The sequence below is a fragment of the Paucisalibacillus algeriensis genome, assembly GCF_000577245.1.
GTDB lineage: Bacteria > Bacillota > Bacilli > Bacillales > Amphibacillaceae > Ornithinibacillus.
Map to the genome: position 1 here is coordinate 508,779 of NZ_CBYO010000022.1, position 16,740 is coordinate 525,518.

The following is a 16,740-nucleotide window of genomic DNA, read 5'->3' on the forward strand; positions in this document are numbered from 1 at the left end:
AATATATATCCTCCTAACTAACGTTGAATTGATCTTCTAACAAACTGATTTCTAGAAATCCTACCAATTTTAACTTCCGAATGAACCTGTTGTTTTGTGTTCCTGATCTTATATACTTCTTCAGCTAAATCTTTAAGTGTTGGAGATTCAAATAGTTTAATTAATGAAATATCTGTGTTACATTCTACGTTTATCTTTGTTGCAACTTTGATTGCTAATAAGGAGTGCCCTCCCAATTTAAAGAAGTTATCATGTATTCCAATAGATTGTACTCCTAAAACTTCCCTCCATATGTCCGCAATCGTTCTTTCTTCTGGAGTTCTGGGTTTTATATATTTGGAATTAATTTGTTCCATTCTTTCAAATTTAGGAAGTCGTTTTAAATCTAGTTTTCCGTTTGGCGTAAGTTGTAAGTCTTTTAGAATCATATATTTTGATGGAACCATATAGTCTGGTAGACATTTCTTCAAATAGTCTTTTAATTCAGTTATAGAGAACGGATCTTTATTTTCTATCACTAGGTAAACCAACAATTCATTTTCATTCATAAAATCCTTACCTACCGTTACGATAGCATCCTTAATAGCAGAATAATTTCTTATGTTCTCCTCGATTTCTCCAAGCTCAATTCTGTAACCTCTTATCTTAATTTGTGAATCTTCTCTTCCTAAAAAAATTAAATTACCATCTTCCTGAAACTTAGCGATATCACCAGTTTTGTATAATCTATCTCTAGCATCTGTACTGAACGGATTGTGAATAAAACTGTTTTTTGTTAATGTACTTTTATTGAGATAACCCTTACTCACTCCCACTCCACCTATATACAACTCCCCAGGCACACCAATTGGAACTGGGTTCAATAGCTTGTCTAATACATACAATTTAGAATTTGTTATAGGCTTTCCAATGGGGATATAATCGTAACTGCCCTTATAATCCGATGCAGTAAATGTTGAGCAACCAACCACTGTTTCGGTTGGTCCATATTCATTAATAAGAATAGTTTTTGGAGAATACTTTTTCCAATGATCAACTACTCCTTTTGGTAATGGTTCCCCTCCAAGAACTATCTTGTTAGTAAGTCCAACAAGTTCTTCAGAAGGAATTTCCTCATTGATAATTTTCAGATGGGATGGGGTCATTTTCAAGACACTACTTCCCCTATATTCCATCAGTTTTTTAGATACCTCATATAAGTGATATGATTCCGGTATTAGGACTACCTTTTTTCCAATTAAAAGAGGCGGTAATAATACTGTAATAGTAGAATCAAAGCTAATCGAAGTATGCACTACTGAACCAAATCCACCTGTATCGTAATAATGATGTACTGCCCAGTGTAGGTAATTAGATAATGATTTATGCGTGACCATTACTCCTTTTGGCATACCAGTTGAACCAGATGTATAATTAATATAAGCAAGACTTTCCGGATCATACCGTAAAGCTAATTCCTTCGTTGAGTACCCATTTATTTCTTGTTTTAATTTATTATGCGATAAGACCATTAACGCATCACCAAGCTCTGATTCATTAAATATGTTGCTATGATTAGAAATTAGAATACGAGAATGCGAATCTATAACCATATACTTTACACGCTCGGTAGGATAATTTATATCAATTAAGTTATAAGCAGCGCCAGCTTTTAATGTCCCCATAATTGTTATGATAAGTTCTATGGATCGTTCTAAATTTATTGATACAATTGAATCTTTTCCTATTCCCATTTCCTTTAAATAGTTTGCAAACTGATTGCTTTTTTCATCTAGTTCTTTGTACGTTAGTTGCTTATTCTCACATTCTACTGCAACATTATTAGGGAATTTATTCACTTGATCCTTAAATAGTCCTTGTATATGGTGAATGCTACTATAATTATTTTCCTCATTTGTTCCCCTACTAAATTTCATTAGTAGCTTTCTTTCATCCTTTGGAAGAATTTGTAGCTCCGATATCTTTTTCTCTGGTTGATTAATAATCGATTCTAATATACAGAGATAATTAGCTAATAATCGCTTAATAGTCTCTCTTTTAAATAAGTCACTATTATATTCAAATTTAGCCCAAATGCCATCGACATCGTCTTCAATAAATAGAGTCAGATCAAATTTTGCTGTCTTATTCGTAACTTCATAAGGATGTGTTTGTAAACCTGTAAGATGGAAGGAGGACATTGGTGTATTTTGAAATGCAAACATAACTTGGAATATTGGTGAATGACTTAAATCCCTGTTAGGATTTAGCTCCTCAACGAGCTTTTCAAATGGTAAATCTTGATTAGAATAGGCATTGATCGCGTAATTCTTGACCTGAGACATTAATTCTTTGAAAGTTTGTTCTTTCGATAGATCCGTACGAAAGACAATTGTATTAACAAAAAACCCTATCAAGTTTTCAGATTCTTTATGATTTCGATTTGAAATTGGACTTCCTACAAGAAGATCGGTCTGGTTAGTATACCGATTCAATAATATGTTAAATGCAGCTAGAAGACTCATAAAAGGAGTTACCTTTTCCCTTATGCTCAGATTCTTCATCTCATTGAAAACAGAGTTAGGTATTTTTATCTTTTCACGTGCACCTTTGTAAGTTTGAATATTTTTACGTGAATAGTCAGTCGGTAGGTGTAATACGGGAAGCTCTCCAGATAGTTTTGTTTTCCAGTAATCCAATTGACTTTTCATTCTATCTCCATTAAACCAACGCTCTTTCCATGCATTGTATTCCTTATATTGAATTAAAATAGGATCTAAACCGGCATTTCTACCATTTAACGCTGAATTATAAAACTCGCTTATCTCCCTAATAAGGACATTCATAGACCATCTATCAAAAACAATATGATGAACAGAAATAAAGAATAGATGGATATCTTTTGCCATTTTCATCAAATTAAAGCGAATTAATGGACCTTCCGACAACTGAAATACAGTACTTATTTCTTTTTCCATTAACTCCTTTGCGATCGCGTCATTATTTTCTATATTCGATAAGTTTATCTCATTTAATTTAACTTCCAGATTAGCGTGTACTACTTGATAAGGCTCCCCATCTAATTCAGAAAATGTCGTGCGAAGAATCTCATGCCGGTTTACTACATTTTGAAGACTTTTTCCCATTATTGATATATCTAAAGTACCCTTAATTTCAACTGCAAAATACTCATTATAGACTGAACTATTTGGATGTAACTTATCTAAAAACCATAATCTTCGTTGAGAATAGGATAATGTATAATCTTCATAGGAGAGTCTAAAATTTTCTAATGGTATTTCTGTATTCTCTATCACACTACTATTGCATTTGGTTTCTACCATTTTGGAAAACTCATCAATGGTAGAATACTCAAATAATGTTTCTACAGGTACTTCAATTTGTAAATCCATTCTAATTTGAGATATAACCTGTGTTGCTAATATCGAATCCCCTCCTTCTTCAAAGAAATCTGTATGAAGATTTACTTCATTAAGGTCCAGTATATTACACCAGATATTAGCTAGATACACCTCCATCTTAGATTTTGGAATAGATTCACTATCCCATTCCATTTCTGTTTGTGACTCAGACAGGAGATTAACAAGTGATTTTTTATCAACCTTTCCGTTTACGTCTATGGGGATACGGGCTATTTTTATCCACCTAGTTGGTGTCATGTAACGGGGTAAATGTTTCTTTAAATGGTTCTTTAGTTCTTCTATTTCCAAGGGTCCATCCGAGATATAGTAAGCTGCTATACGTTTAACTCCGTTACTATTCACATAATCTAGAACTACACTATCTTTAATGAAGGAATGACTTTTTATCTTCTCATTTATCTCATTAAGCTCAATACGATACCCATTTATTTTAACTTGTGTATCACTTCTACCAATATAGATTATTTGACCATCATTCGTGTATTTTACCAAATCTCCTGTTTTATAAATCTTCTCACCTATACAGAACGGGTTATTAATAAACCGCTCTTTCGTAAGCTCCATATTGGTGTATCCACGAGCCAATCCCTTCCCTCCAATATATAACTCCCCTACAGATCCGATGTCTAAAGGATTTAGCTGCCCATCTAATATATACGTTTTAACATTCTCCTTAGGCCGTCCAATAGTAGGTTCGTTTCCTTCCTCAATTAGTGCAAAAGTAGAATTCACCGTACATTCCGTAGGACCGTAGAAATTATAGAATTCACTTTTACTAAATTTACTAGTAATTTCCCATAATTTCTTATCAATTGGCTCACCACCAACACAAATAATTTGTGGTACAAATCTCTCGTTGTCTAATAGGCCCATTTGAATCAACGCATTTAAATGCGACGGCGTACAGTCTAATAAGTTAATTGAATTTTCTCTAATAAATGTTACGAATTGCTCTGGGTTTTTTCTGACACTATTAGGGATGATATGTAGCGTATGACCATAAAAAAGACTAACAATCTGCTTCACTGAAGCGTCAAATACAACAGGAGCATTTAAACTTACATTCATCTTACCAATTGAAGGTCTGTAGATATTACTATTAAAGGAATGGAAAAAATAGAAAACAGATTCATGCTCGATTTGTACCCCTTTTGGTCGTCCAGTTGAACCAGATGTGAATATAATATAGGCTAAATGACTTGGTTTCACGTCCATAGACAAATTTTTATCACTCTCCATAGAGAGCTTATTTTCAATTTCGTCTATACAAATAACTTTTCTATTTTCATCCGTAAATCTACTTTTATATTTACTTTGTGTAACAATAAAATCTGATTGACTATCCTCTAAAATTACCCTCTGACGTTCCAGTGGATAATCTAAATCCATAGGAACATAGTGCCCACCTGCTTTTAAGATTCCAAATAATACTATTATCATATCAATCGATCGTTCCATAAGCATGGCTACACTAGTCTCTACTTGGACACCACTTTTTTGCAAAAAGTGTGCAACTTGATTAGCTTTCTCATTTAATTGTTTAAAAGTAATTACTTCGTCCTCATACACAACAGCTGGTCGTGTAGGGAACTTCAACACTTGTTCTTCTAATAATGTATGCATACATTTACTTTTACCTAGTTCAGTTTGAGTATTATTCCAATCATAAATAACTTTTTGATATTCTTTGGAGTTCTTTCTCATAATACGGTTTGGCAATGTTATCCCTCCGAGTACCTAGAAAATATAATTTAATTTATTGTCTAAATAATTCTGCGTTTCATATTCATCCAATATGATTGATATTCTTCTGTCTGGATTACTTATTAATCGCATTAACAGGGTTTCAAAATCGTAATACATTTTGGTTATTGTCTCTTGTTTAAAGAGTGACGTGTCATATTCCATTACTACAGTTAATTCTTTTTCAAATTCTTGAAAGGTAATATCTATATCAAATTTTGCAGTATTAGCATCTAGGATTTTCCAAAAATGCTCAATTCCCCCAAGGTTGATGCTATTTGGTAATATCTTACTTAGAAATGTAAACATAACTTGGATGAGTGGTGTATAGTACCCTTCACTCTTTAATCCTAAATCCCTTACGACTTTAATAAACGGTAATTTATGATTTGCTATGCCAGCAAAAGTATTTTTTCTGGTAATTTTAATTAACTCTTCAAATGTTGGATTAAGTGAGAAATCAGTCCTTATTACCACCGGATTAACAAAATGACCAAAGAGCTTATTGTTACCCCAATTCCGATTCGCTATTGGAGTACCTATTAAAATATCGTTTTGATTTGAATAGAAATGGTAGAGAGTACTCAAACCAGCTAAAATGGTCATGTTTAGCGTTACTTTTTGTTTACGGCTAAAATCCTTTAGCTTGTTAAACAATATAGGTTCAACTGTAAAATATTTTTTATTTCCTACAAATGTCTTTTTTTGTGGACGTTCAAAGTCAGTGGGTAACTTTAATTGTTTACTACAGCCATCTAATGTTTTTTTCCAATAAGCTAATTGCTTCGCTGCAATTTTTCCTCCTACCCATTCCCTCTCTCTATAAACAAAATCTTTAAAAGTGATACCCTTTTGGCCTTCTACTATATCTTCTCCTTTTAGTAAGGTGTTGTAGTATTCCGATAGCTTATCAGTAATTAGACCAGTGGTAATACCATCTGCAATGATGTGATGAACAACTATAGTAAAAACAAATCTTTCCTTTTCAAGCTGTATTAATGTACAACGGAAAAAATTTTCTTTCTCAAAATCAAACTTATACCTCGATTCTCTATGTAATATACGATTTAATTCTTCTGTACGCTTTTCTTCAGAGTATAAAGTCAAATCATAGAATGGAATATCTTTCTCATTCCATTCTGCTACGTACTGCATAGGATTGTCCGATTTATTAATAATCCTAGTTCGAAGTATCTCATGATTCGCAATAAGATAGTTTACTGCTTTTGAAATAAGTCCCTTATCTAGTGAACCATTAATATAAATTTCTCCACCTTCGTTATAATGAGGAGAAGCAAGTTTCATTTGAAGATCTAACCATAAGGACTGTTGACTATATGACAAAGGATATAACAACCGATCATTCATTATTTAACAACCCCTTAGATATATTTAACTAGAATTTTTATTATTCCTAGCTTAAATATTAGATTCTATTACCTATCTTGTTTTCCCTGCCATTGGATATTGGGAAAAAAAATCGTTTTTCCCTTACTTAATAACCCAAAATTTACTTATTTGAAAAAAATATATCAATATAAATTTATCTATTAAAATCCGTGATAATAATGACCTAAAACAAAAGCAGGATAAGAACAATTGTTCTTATCCTGCTTTTGTTTTGCTATTTAATACTTTCTTACTTATACCTCTTTTTCATAGTACGGCTTAAGCGGATCTGGATAGTCATCATCAGAAGATAATGGATTAGTGATGTTGAAAACTCCAAATAAAACTACTAAACTACAAAATAAAAAAGTCAGCCTTTTAATCTTTTTCATAATTATTCACCTCCTTTAATAATAAATATGATTTTTTATATTGCCTTATGGATTCGTAATAAAGTGTTAGTTTTTGAACATATTCGGAAAGTGTCTGTCGTTCCTTTATTTTTTCAAAGAAGGGAATTGCAACGTTGGTCATATAATGTTCATATTCACTTGTTTTTACTAAATCAAGTATCTCATAATGTAATACATTAAATTTTATGATGTATGCTTCATTTTTAAATTTTCGAGCCGCTTCTTTCCCTAACTTGTACCATTTTATAGCGTTCTTTCGATCAATCTGTAGTAAATATTCCTTAGAAAGTAAATACATAGTATTTACTTTTAATTCTGGATGACTCTTTATCTTTAAGCTCTCCTCATAACAGCTAATTGCTTTTTCAGAGTTTCTCAAATCAGAATAGATGAGACCAAGATTATGATAAGCTTTCCCTATTAAATCCACTTCCGTATTAGGTGATGGTTTCTGAATTATTTTTTTGAAGGTTTCTATTGCTCTTTGGTATTCACCCATTCTTCGATAATTAATACCTAATAACATATTGCAATTAGTGCATGAATCATAATCCATTTTTTTAACAAAAAGCTCATGTGCTTGAAGCAAATAAAAGGTAGACAGACCAAGTTCGCGAAGTTTATTATAAACTAGTGCCAATTGATAATAAATCTCTTCTTTTTCCTCAATTGAAGTGCTCTCTTCAGCCTTTTTGTAGTAAAACTTTGCTTCTTCTAAGTTGCCGTACATATAGTGATAAAGCCCGCAAAAACGATTGTAATAAGAATCTATCCAATCGGGTAGATACGTCGAATTTTTTATTATTTCATTATAGTAAAAGGTAGCTTTTGTGCCATCATTCTTATATAAGGCAATACGAAATCCAAAAACCTGTTTAACTAATTCAGATTGTGGTGAATTTAAGTTACTGAATCGCTTTATTATTTCATCATATTTTGATAATACATTAGGATTTTTTTGACGAATTAAATAGCTTAACTCCATTAATTCTGTCTGCATTTTTTGAGATAGCTCTTCCTCTGTTATAAGTTCATTTTTCGTAATATTTAATTTAGTACATAATAGTTCGATAATCTCTTCATTGGGTTTTACTACATTATTTTCAATCTTGCTCAAATATGATATAGAACATATACCTTTCGCCATTTCTTGTTGAGTATGATTATTTAAAGTTCGGAAGTGTTTAATTCTATCTCCAAAGTTCATCATACTCCCCCTTCCTAATTTATCTTTTATTGAATTACTAACTTCCGAAAATTTTAAATATAGTAAATATTAATTATTTATTCTACAGAAAGTTGATAACTCCTTCCTAAATTGTGTAATTTTAACATTTATTTTATAACACTCTCATTTTTATAATAACTCTACCCGTAACTAAACCTTAAACGTATTCAAAATACTTTTGCTTGCAGACCGACTTACAGGTATAATTGTCCCCTTTTTATCCTTCATCGTGAGATTACTAGTCCCATTAAACCACGGAGTAATCTCTAAAATATGATTAAGATTAACTAAATAACTCCGGTGCGCTCGGAAAAACATATGCCCAGATAGTCTATTCTCTAACTCCTGTAGAGTCATCCTACTCATGATAACCTTATCTTTTGTATGTATTTCCAACAAACGATTATTAGGAACAGCATAATAAATGGAATTTGGAGAAAGTACAACCATTCGCTCCCCGTCATCTACTAGGAGCTTCGCAGTAGTTGGGTTATTATTCCCTACTTTATTCTCCGTTTTCTTTCCTTTACTTAACAAACTTTTCCGGATTCGTGTCATAGCCTTCTTAAACCGCACTTCATCATAGGGTTTCAATAAATAATCTACTGCCTCAATCTCAAAAGCATCAAGGGCATATTCATCATAAGCGGTTGTAAATACAAACATAGGTGTATCAACACTTGATTGAGCTGATTGCTCTGTAATATAACGAGCAGCCTCCACCCCAGTAAAACCTGGCATTTCCACATCTAGAAAAATTAAATCAGGCTGATGCTCGGAATATAATTGAATCAACTGTTCTCCATTCTCTGCATGTGGTGTTAGAATTATATCTTTCTCATCTCGTAATAAATAAAGCAATTCTCTTCTTGCCATTAATTCATCTTCCGCTATCATCGTACGAATATTCATCCCATCACCAGACCCTTTTCATGTTCATTTGGAATTGGAATCGAAAACCTTACTTCGCTACCACCACTAGGTATATTTCGAATATGTAAACGAGCAGACTCACCAATAAGCTGGATTAACCGCTGATTTACATTGTAAATACCAGTACCTCCACTTTGGTCACCTACTAATGGCTTATGACTAACAATAGGCAAAATATGCTTGGGAAATCCTATGCCATTGTCACGAATGGAAACCTTTAACTCACCTTCTACTTTTTCCATCAATATTTCAACCTTCGCATAATCTGCTACATTTTTCAGACCATGCTGCACGGCATTTTCAACTAAAGGTTGTATAGTGGAAGGTGGAATATAAATATTGGAAACATCATCCGGTAGGTGGAATTCAATTTGTAGTCGATCCCGAAACCGTTCCTGAATAATTGTCGTATATGCCAGTACATGCTCACATTCCTTTTCCAGTTCTACGAGTGACTTGGACACTAACCGCAGATTAAACCGCATATAGCTTGCCAGCTGCAATGTTAGGTGGCGTGCTAATTTTGGGTCCTCCCTAAATAGCGATGCGATTAACTGGAGGGTATTAAATAAGAAATGTGGATTAATTTGTGCTTGTAGATTACGTAGTTCTGCATCTCGAATATGTGCTTTTAATTTTTCAGTGGCTAGTACATTTAATTGATTGGAGATGTATTGCCCCAATCCCTCGGCCATCATCAACTCAACCGGTGATATATGCTGAGACTTTCGGAAATAAAAGGTGATTAAGTAAGTGACATCTTCTGCTTCCGTAATTGGAATGATTATACCTGCCTCCAGCGGACATTTTTCATCATCACAAGGAATATCCGACTTCAAGGAACTTACTTGTATCCTTTTCGATTCAATCGCCTGTAAGGCAAGCGGCGTAATAATCCGGTCCCCTTTTCGGTGATGCTTATCCCCTAACCCTTTATGAGCCAACACTTCCTGTGTATTTGTTACCGAAACAGCCGCAAGTTTCAAACGTTCATATAGTAAATCTGCCAAGCCATCTGCAACATCCATGGTCGAGTCTTTTTTCAAGAAAGGTAACGCTTCTTCTGCAATCTTTAAGGCCTGCCTTGTCGCCATCGCTGTTTCATTTTCCTGTTCTTTCATCACAACCCCAATCATCGTTGTAAAGATGGCAATGGCGAGACTATTGGATAACACAAGTGGCAAGCCAATTTGATCCACAATATCCACCATCTCTTCCCCATCAGTATACAGAATAAGGAGAAGTTGCATTTGTAAGATTGGTGGAAAAACTCCGATAAATAAAGCCTTTAATGGGGATATAACCCGCTCATTGGAAAAGAATCTTGCTGTCATGCCAGCTAATAAACCCGTTAACGGATTAACTAAACCATTTGCTACCCAGCCAACTCCTCCTAAAAACATGACATGGATTCCAGCAATTAGTCCCGCTACAAGTCCTACAATTGGACCACCAAGTAAACCAGCAATAACAATTGCCACTAGACTTAAGCTAACAATTAATTGATCATCCTCAACAGGAAAAACAACAAATGCACGAAGGATTTCTGCTTCTTCCGTAATCATGATGCCCGTCACCGTACTTGCAATCCCAAAGATTCCAAACACAACTGCGTGGACTAGCGACATTTTCCAGCTAAACTCTCTATACAGTAGTGACTTGAATCCAGGTGTTCTCGTCAAAACAAAAGCAATTACAAGAAGCAAGCCCAATCGTTCAAACAACATGATCGTTAAATCTTTCATGAGCTCTCTCTCCTTGAATCTATACCAGTTTGCGACTTTATATAAAATTGCTTAAAATCTCCTAGTGGTTGTGTTTGTTTTGACGAAAATAATGTCCCTAAATATGCTCCTAAAAAGCCAATTGGAATCGCAATTATTCCTGGGTTGTGAAGCGAAATAATAGCCTCCCTTGCAATCCAACCACCATCCAGATTCATGATATGCGGTCCTAAAACTACTAATACTAAGGATGCTAGAAGTCCACTAACCATACCTGTAATTGCCCCGACTTGAGTAAAGCGTTTCCAATAAATCGTTAATAGCAAGACCGGAAAGTTACTAGCCGCTGCGACAATAAAAGTCATTGAAACAAGAAAGGTCACATTAATGGTCTCCAACCGCAAAGCAAATAATGTAGAAATCAAACCTATTCCTAAAGCAGTCCAACGCGCTGCTCTCAATTGTTCCTTTTCCGTAGACTTACCTTTTTTCAAAATGTGATGGAAAATATCATGCGAAAATGCTGTTGTTGCAGATATTACCAGTCCAGCCACAACCGCAACAATTGTTGTAAATGCAATAGCCGAAACAAAAGCCAACAAGAAATCTCCCCCAACCTCCCTTGCAAGAAGTGGTGCTGCTAAGTTTCCAGTAGGATCCGTTTCTGTTAGTGATTGATAGCCTAGTAATGCAACTGTTCCAAATCCTAACACTAATGTCATGACATAAAAAACACCAATAATCCAAGTTGAACTAATTAATGAGCGTCTAACTTCCAATGTGTTTCGGACTGTAAATAGTCGTATTAAGATATGAGGTAAACCCGCTGTACCGAGTACTAATGCAAGTTGTAAGGAGAAAAACTCTAGTGGGTTTCCGAATAAATGTCCGGGAAAGAAAAAGTCCTCTCCTAATGGTGTTCCCTCCTTTACCCTGTCAATCAGCGCTGATACATTCCAATTGAAATTAGAAAAAACAATCAACGACAATAAAAATGTCCCCGACATCAGAACAACAGTTTTTACAATTTGTACCCAGGAAGTCGCAACCATTCCCCCGAAAACAACATAGATTGTCATTAATCCCCCAATCACTAAAACAGAAATGGAGTAATCAATATCGAGTAATAGACGTAATAAATAACCGGATGCAACTAGCTGCGGAATCATATAAAGAATGGAAATGGTAAAGGCACCAATCGCCATGATCCACCGCATTTTATTACTCGGAAATCGAGAACAAATGACATCACCAAGCGAATATTTCCCAAGACGGTGGACAGGCTCTGCTACTAGAAACAAGACCACTAAATAGGATACTAAAAAGCCAATGGAATAAAGAAAGCCATCATAGCCATTAATCGCAATCATCCCAACAATGCCAAGGAAAGAGGCCGCACTAATAAAATCACCAGCAATCGCCATGCCATTTTGAAATCCTGTTAAGCTACCCGCCGCAATATAGAAGCGATTGGTTGTATTACTACGTTTAGCCGACCAATAGGTAATGATTAAGGTGCAAACAATAATACAAATGAAAAATAAAAAATAGGTAAGGTTCACAACAACTCCTCCCGCTTAATCTTTTCGATTTGTTGGTCGAACGTTGTCGCTTTTATATGGTAAATCCAACCGATCAACCAGGTCATCGGAATTTGTAGGAAACCATAAGCCCAAGCCCATGTCACTCCTGGGATAAAGCTTGTCTGATTCATGGCATCAGGAAAAAAGATTAGTGACAAAGGAAGCATAAAGTAAAACAATAATACTAGAATAATAGTCGGTACCAGTATTCGCTTTTTCGATTGAATCAAGTGTAATACACGTTCATCCATCTCCATTCCTCCACCTAGAATGAATTTATTTAAAAAGTCCGTTAATTATATTAATTCTAAAATAACTAAAATATATTGGAATGTAAAGGTATTTGTAGAAGATGGGTACAAGGTCCCCTTTGGTATTTTGAATGATGTATGAGGGTTTGTTATACATCTTTTTAACTCGGGGTTGTGATTGAAATGATGAATGAGAGACCACGAGAAAGATCTTTATACTATCCTATTTGCCAAAAGAAATAGGGCATGCTTTCTTTGAACATGCCCACAAAACTCTATTGATCTAATTTCCAATCTCCACTAACTATCCGTTTATTTAATAGATTTTCTTTAGCAGTAATATAGACATATGCAAAAATAGTCCCTTCCTCTATCTCAACTGATTGAACCACACGTTCATATAAGTTATCCTTTGCACCCTCAGTGTACTCTTAAAGTTGATCCAACTCTATTAATTCACTATCTGAAACCTCATAAAGTTCCCCATAAACCCGGGCTTCATTTGAAAGTTTGATAGCTGGATAACAGTATCCGGTATCGTATAGTTCACCAAACGTCCAACAATGTTCTTTAATGCAGGTTGCATTTTTCAATAAATAGTCATTTCGTTCGCCTTTTCGTAAGGTGCCATAAACAAAGACTTTATGCATCCCTTTCATCTCCTGCTCTATACGTTTGCCGTTTCTTGCATATATACTTTAACATCACCAGATTCGGAACTAATACGAATGGTATTTTCTCCATCCCCAGTAACACCTATTAACCTTATGGAATCACTCTTTAATTGTAATGGAAGGTTTGTCGTTATTTCTTCTGAGTTGCTGGTGATATCCACTGTAGCATTTAATCCTACTTCATTCCCTAATTCGACCGCAATATCCCCACTTTTTGCATCTAAATTAATAGTACAATTCTCTTTTACGCCGAGCTTTAAATCTCCTGATACAACCGATCCATTTAGGCTTCCTGAAAAGTCATTAATATTCAAAACACCTGTTGTAGTGTTTACCATTAACATTTCTGCTTGAACATAATTGGCATCAACATCACCGGAACGTGATACTATGGTTCCTTTTGCGATATGGATATTTTTTAGATTCACATCGCCAGTGGCCATCTTAACTTCAAGTTCTTCTCCTAGTAAGTCTGCAATTAAAATGTCACCAGAATTTACCTCCGCCCTAACATTACTAACCGTGAGTCTACGGAACACCATATCTCCAGAAGATGAATTCACATAAAAATTGTCTGACTTCATATTATTTGCCTTTACATCCCCAGATGCACATCGAAGACTAATTTGGCCTGCTTCTATATCCGACAAATCAATATCTCCAGAACCAGTATTGATGGCAAGCTTATTCATAATTACCTTTGAAAATCTAACATCACCAGAGCCTGTTCGTACATCCCAAGTTTCCGTTACTGAAGTTGGCACGAAAAGTTGCATTTTCGTGGATGGGAAGAGTCCAAAAAATGTCTGTTGTTGACTAGGTTTAAACACTGTTATTTCTAAAACATGATTAGATAGGTTTATCTTCATTTCTGGTCCATCTTCATATGTTTTCAATACAATATCTATGTGTGGCTTATCATGACTTATAACTTCGACATTAAGACTAGAGGTTATAATATGTATTTCCTTTAAACTAGTGTAATCGATTCTTTCCTTTTGAATGACTTCTTCTTTGACAATAGAACGCTTCGCATTTCTTATAACCCGGTTAACTACGGACCCAACTGTCTTTTCTATTCTCATCCAATCCAACTCCGATTTCTATTTTGTTATTACCTACTAGTCTATAAGAAATTATAAGGGAGACAAGTATCTCGAGAAGTAATTGTTCTCCGTCTGGAGACGGAGAAACTGCCTCCTGTTGCACAAGCAAAACTGACTTAGCAATCTACAATCTCGTTCCCCTTGTGCACTATACAGGCTTATCTGGAAGGAATTAAAAAATAGGGATAACCTTTGGTGAGTATGAGTAGAAATTATTTACATTATGTAATTCACAAGGAGGGGGAATTACCCCCTTTTTTAGAGCTTCAATTCCTTCTCAAATACCTCTCCATTCGGATAGACAACCTTTAATATATGATTCAAGTCATCACGTTTCTCGACATCTTCAATCCGGAAAATGCTAGTGTTTTCTGTACCATCATGCCAATCAAGTTCCACTTCATTGATTAGCTTTTGACCTGAATATTCTAATAGATAAACTTCTTCAATTACATCCACTTCTCCTAACCAATTTTGTTGTTTTTGAAAATCCTCCAAAGCACTACGGATACTGTGACTTTGACTATCTACATTGTTCAACACATTATGCTGTAAACCCACCATCTCACTCATGCGATTTTCTAAATTAGATACTTTGTTCGTTAATACAAAAATGGATATTAAACAGATTGCTAAAGCAGCAACGACAAATATAGTAAAATATAGCTTGGTTTTTCTACTATCCATGTTCTCCCCCTTATAAAATAAAACTTATCCAGTACTTGAATGTAAAAAGAAAACCATCACAATAGAATCTCTTGTAATGGTTTTAATGTTATATAGTATTAAGAATATAGTATTACGAATATGTAACCGGCCTTGTGATTAAGTTTGCGATTATTTCTAACGGTCAACCACTCTTAGCGGTGAGTAGTTGTGGCGCTTATTAGTGCCAACTACTAAGTTTCTTTTCTTGAAATAAGTATAGAATTTTATTATTATACTGTCAAACTATTCTAAAACAAATCCAAACTTCACCGCTTTAGAAACTGGACAATATCTTCATAGACAATCTGATTCTCAACCTCATTCAACACTTCATGCCTCATCCCATGATACACCTTGTTAATTATATGTTTATAACCTATTTTTCTAAGTGAATGAAATGAATCATGTAACCCTTCTTCTCCACCAGTTACGGGGTCGTCTTCCCCAACTACACTTAGAATCTCAAGCTCCGGATTGTTGCATTGATACTTTTTATACTGGTGCATATTCCAATCCGCTTCAAAAACTGTTAACATACCATTATTCTGATAATAAAATTGGCATAATGGATCATTTTGATATGCTACAATATTGTCCTGATTCGTACTAAGCCAGGAGTCGTCCTTGCTGTTTCTATTTAAGTTACGAAGCACTTTACTATACCCATGTACTCCGGAGAAATATGTGATTACTTTCCCCAGAATAATTCCAAGACTAACCAAGGGTACATAATTTGCAGTTCCACTTAGTACCAGCTTTTTTATTTCCTGATCGTGCTTTTGTAAATAACATCTCGCAAATAGCGAGCCCAAGGAATGACCAAACAAGGATAGATCCTTATTGTGAAAACGACGCTTGATATAGTTGGTTATCATCACCTGGTCCTGGATGATTTCCTCTACACCATTCATAAAACCCAAAGGGTACTGCTCGTTTATGGATTCTCCATGACCGCGACTATCAGATATGATTACGGTAAATCCATTGGTATTTAAGTAGTTTATGAAATCATAATAGCGTTCTTTATGTTCCTGAGCGCCGTGAATTATCTGTACCAATCCCATTGTTTCATGGGCTTCAAAGAGTACTACAGATAACTTTAGCCCGTCATTTGCTGTTAAATGTATATTTTCCATGGATTCACCTTTATTGTATAAACTACGAAATAAATCAGTTTCTATGTGGCTTGCTCTGCAGTAACCCTTTGAAGTTTTCCCGATATTGCCAAGCTAAATACCCTTCCAACAACATAACAAATATTGCTAAAAGAATTAATTCAGAATCAACAAAAATATGAAAGGCTAAAATATTGATTACGATACCAGCGAGGACAACAAGTACTAATGGAACAAACCGACGAATTAATAATAATACCCCCGCAATAATCTCAACACCCTTTTCCATTGCTAGAAGATAACCATCTCCAAGAAATTCCGTTGCGGCTGGACTTGTTGGTGCAAACGGTTCAAGTCCAAACAATACAACATACCCATTTAACCCAGCTCCAAGAAAAATCGCACCTAATAGAATTTCAGCAACCCTTACTGTCACCTTCATCTAAAGCCC

At 34.8% G+C, this 16,740-nt stretch carries 12 protein-coding genes and 1 pseudogene; all 13 read right to left on the minus strand.

Annotated elements, in window-relative coordinates; all coding sequences use genetic code 11:
* Positions 1–17: 17 nt before the first annotated feature.
* The 13 genes and pseudogenes from TY11_RS18565 to TY11_RS18620 all read right to left on the minus strand — a co-directional run bounded on the left by TY11_RS18565 (position 18) and on the right by TY11_RS18620 (position 16,731).
* Positions 18–5,141 (minus strand): non-ribosomal peptide synthetase, encoded by a 5,124-nt coding sequence (locus TY11_RS18565; protein WP_042149780.1) that lies wholly within the window; start codon positions 5,139–5,141, stop codon positions 18–20.
* A gap of 18 nt (positions 5,142–5,159) precedes the next feature.
* Positions 5,160–6,533: a condensation domain-containing protein gene (locus TY11_RS18570; RefSeq protein WP_042149783.1), complete on the minus strand. Its 1,374-nt coding sequence runs from the start codon at positions 6,531–6,533 to the stop codon at positions 5,160–5,162.
* A gap of 275 nt (positions 6,534–6,808) precedes the next feature.
* Positions 6,809–6,946, minus strand: coding sequence for a hypothetical protein (locus tag TY11_RS20550; RefSeq protein WP_155982739.1), 138 nt, complete (start codon positions 6,944–6,946; stop codon positions 6,809–6,811).
* On the minus strand, positions 6,933–8,174 hold the full coding sequence (locus tag TY11_RS18575) for a helix-turn-helix transcriptional regulator (RefSeq protein ID WP_042149786.1): 1,242 nt from the start codon (positions 8,172–8,174) through the stop codon (positions 6,933–6,935). Before TY11_RS18575 ends, TY11_RS20550 begins: the two co-directional genes overlap by 14 nt.
* A 171-nt stretch (positions 8,175–8,345) precedes the next feature.
* Positions 8,346–9,107, minus strand: a complete 762-nt coding sequence (locus TY11_RS18580; protein ID WP_042149789.1) for a LytR/AlgR family response regulator transcription factor — start codon at positions 9,105–9,107, stop codon at positions 8,346–8,348.
* Positions 9,104–10,873: a LytS/YhcK type 5TM receptor domain-containing protein gene (locus tag TY11_RS18585; RefSeq protein WP_042149791.1), complete on the minus strand. Its 1,770-nt coding sequence runs from the start codon at positions 10,871–10,873 to the stop codon at positions 9,104–9,106. Before TY11_RS18585 ends, TY11_RS18580 begins: the two co-directional genes overlap by 4 nt.
* A complete protein-coding gene (locus TY11_RS18590; protein ID WP_042149794.1) occupies positions 10,870–12,414 on the minus strand; it encodes a solute symporter family protein in 1,545 nt (514 codons plus the stop codon). The genes TY11_RS18585 and TY11_RS18590 overlap by 4 nt, the downstream gene beginning before the upstream one ends.
* Complete coding sequence (locus TY11_RS18595; RefSeq protein ID WP_042149797.1) at positions 12,411–12,686, minus strand: DUF485 domain-containing protein; 276 nt, start codon at positions 12,684–12,686, stop codon at positions 12,411–12,413. Before TY11_RS18595 ends, TY11_RS18590 begins: the two co-directional genes overlap by 4 nt.
* Before the next feature lie 275 nt (positions 12,687–12,961).
* Positions 12,962–13,336: pseudogene (locus TY11_RS18600) on the minus strand (gamma-glutamylcyclotransferase family protein).
* A gap of 17 nt (positions 13,337–13,353) precedes the next feature.
* Positions 13,354–14,445 (minus strand): DUF4097 family beta strand repeat-containing protein, encoded by a 1,092-nt coding sequence (locus TY11_RS18605; RefSeq protein WP_042149800.1) that lies wholly within the window; start codon positions 14,443–14,445, stop codon positions 13,354–13,356.
* Positions 14,446–14,724: 279 nt separating this feature from the next.
* On the minus strand, positions 14,725–15,153 hold the full coding sequence (locus TY11_RS18610; protein ID WP_042149803.1) for a hypothetical protein: 429 nt from the start codon (positions 15,151–15,153) through the stop codon (positions 14,725–14,727).
* Positions 15,154–15,440: 287 nt separating this feature from the next.
* Positions 15,441–16,310 (minus strand): alpha/beta fold hydrolase, encoded by an 870-nt coding sequence (locus TY11_RS18615; protein ID WP_042149806.1) that lies wholly within the window; start codon positions 16,308–16,310, stop codon positions 15,441–15,443.
* Positions 16,311–16,344: 34 nt separating this feature from the next.
* Entirely contained in the window at positions 16,345–16,731 is a 387-nt protein-coding gene (locus TY11_RS18620) for a hypothetical protein (RefSeq protein WP_042149808.1), read from the minus strand.
* Positions 16,732–16,740 lie beyond the last annotated feature (9 nt).

Bases quoted from the DNA above. Each gene is read 5' to 3' on its own strand.
- TY11_RS18570 (WP_042149783.1), bottom strand. From the start codon at position 6,533: ATGAATGATCGGTTGTTATATCCTTTGTCATATAGTCAACAGTCCTTA.
- TY11_RS20550 (WP_155982739.1), bottom strand. From the start codon at position 6,946: ATGAAAAAGATTAAAAGGCTGACTTTTTTATTTTGTAGTTTAGTAGTT.
- TY11_RS18575 (WP_042149786.1), bottom strand. From the start codon at position 8,174: ATGAACTTTGGAGATAGAATTAAACACTTCCGAACTTTAAATAATCAT.
- TY11_RS18580 (WP_042149789.1), bottom strand. From the start codon at position 9,107: ATGAATATTCGTACGATGATAGCGGAAGATGAATTAATGGCAAGAAGA.
- TY11_RS18585 (WP_042149791.1), bottom strand. From the start codon at position 10,873: ATGAAAGATTTAACGATCATGTTGTTTGAACGATTGGGCTTGCTTCTT.
- TY11_RS18595 (WP_042149797.1), bottom strand. From the start codon at position 12,686: ATGGATGAACGTGTATTACACTTGATTCAATCGAAAAAGCGAATACTG.
- TY11_RS18605 (WP_042149800.1), bottom strand. From the start codon at position 14,445: ATGAGAATAGAAAAGACAGTTGGGTCCGTAGTTAACCGGGTTATAAGA.
- TY11_RS18610 (WP_042149803.1), bottom strand. From the start codon at position 15,153: ATGGATAGTAGAAAAACCAAGCTATATTTTACTATATTTGTCGTTGCT.
- TY11_RS18615 (WP_042149806.1), bottom strand. From the start codon at position 16,310: ATGGAAAATATACATTTAACAGCAAATGACGGGCTAAAGTTATCTGTA.
- TY11_RS18620 (WP_042149808.1), bottom strand. From the start codon at position 16,731: ATGAAGGTGACAGTAAGGGTTGCTGAAATTCTATTAGGTGCGATTTTT.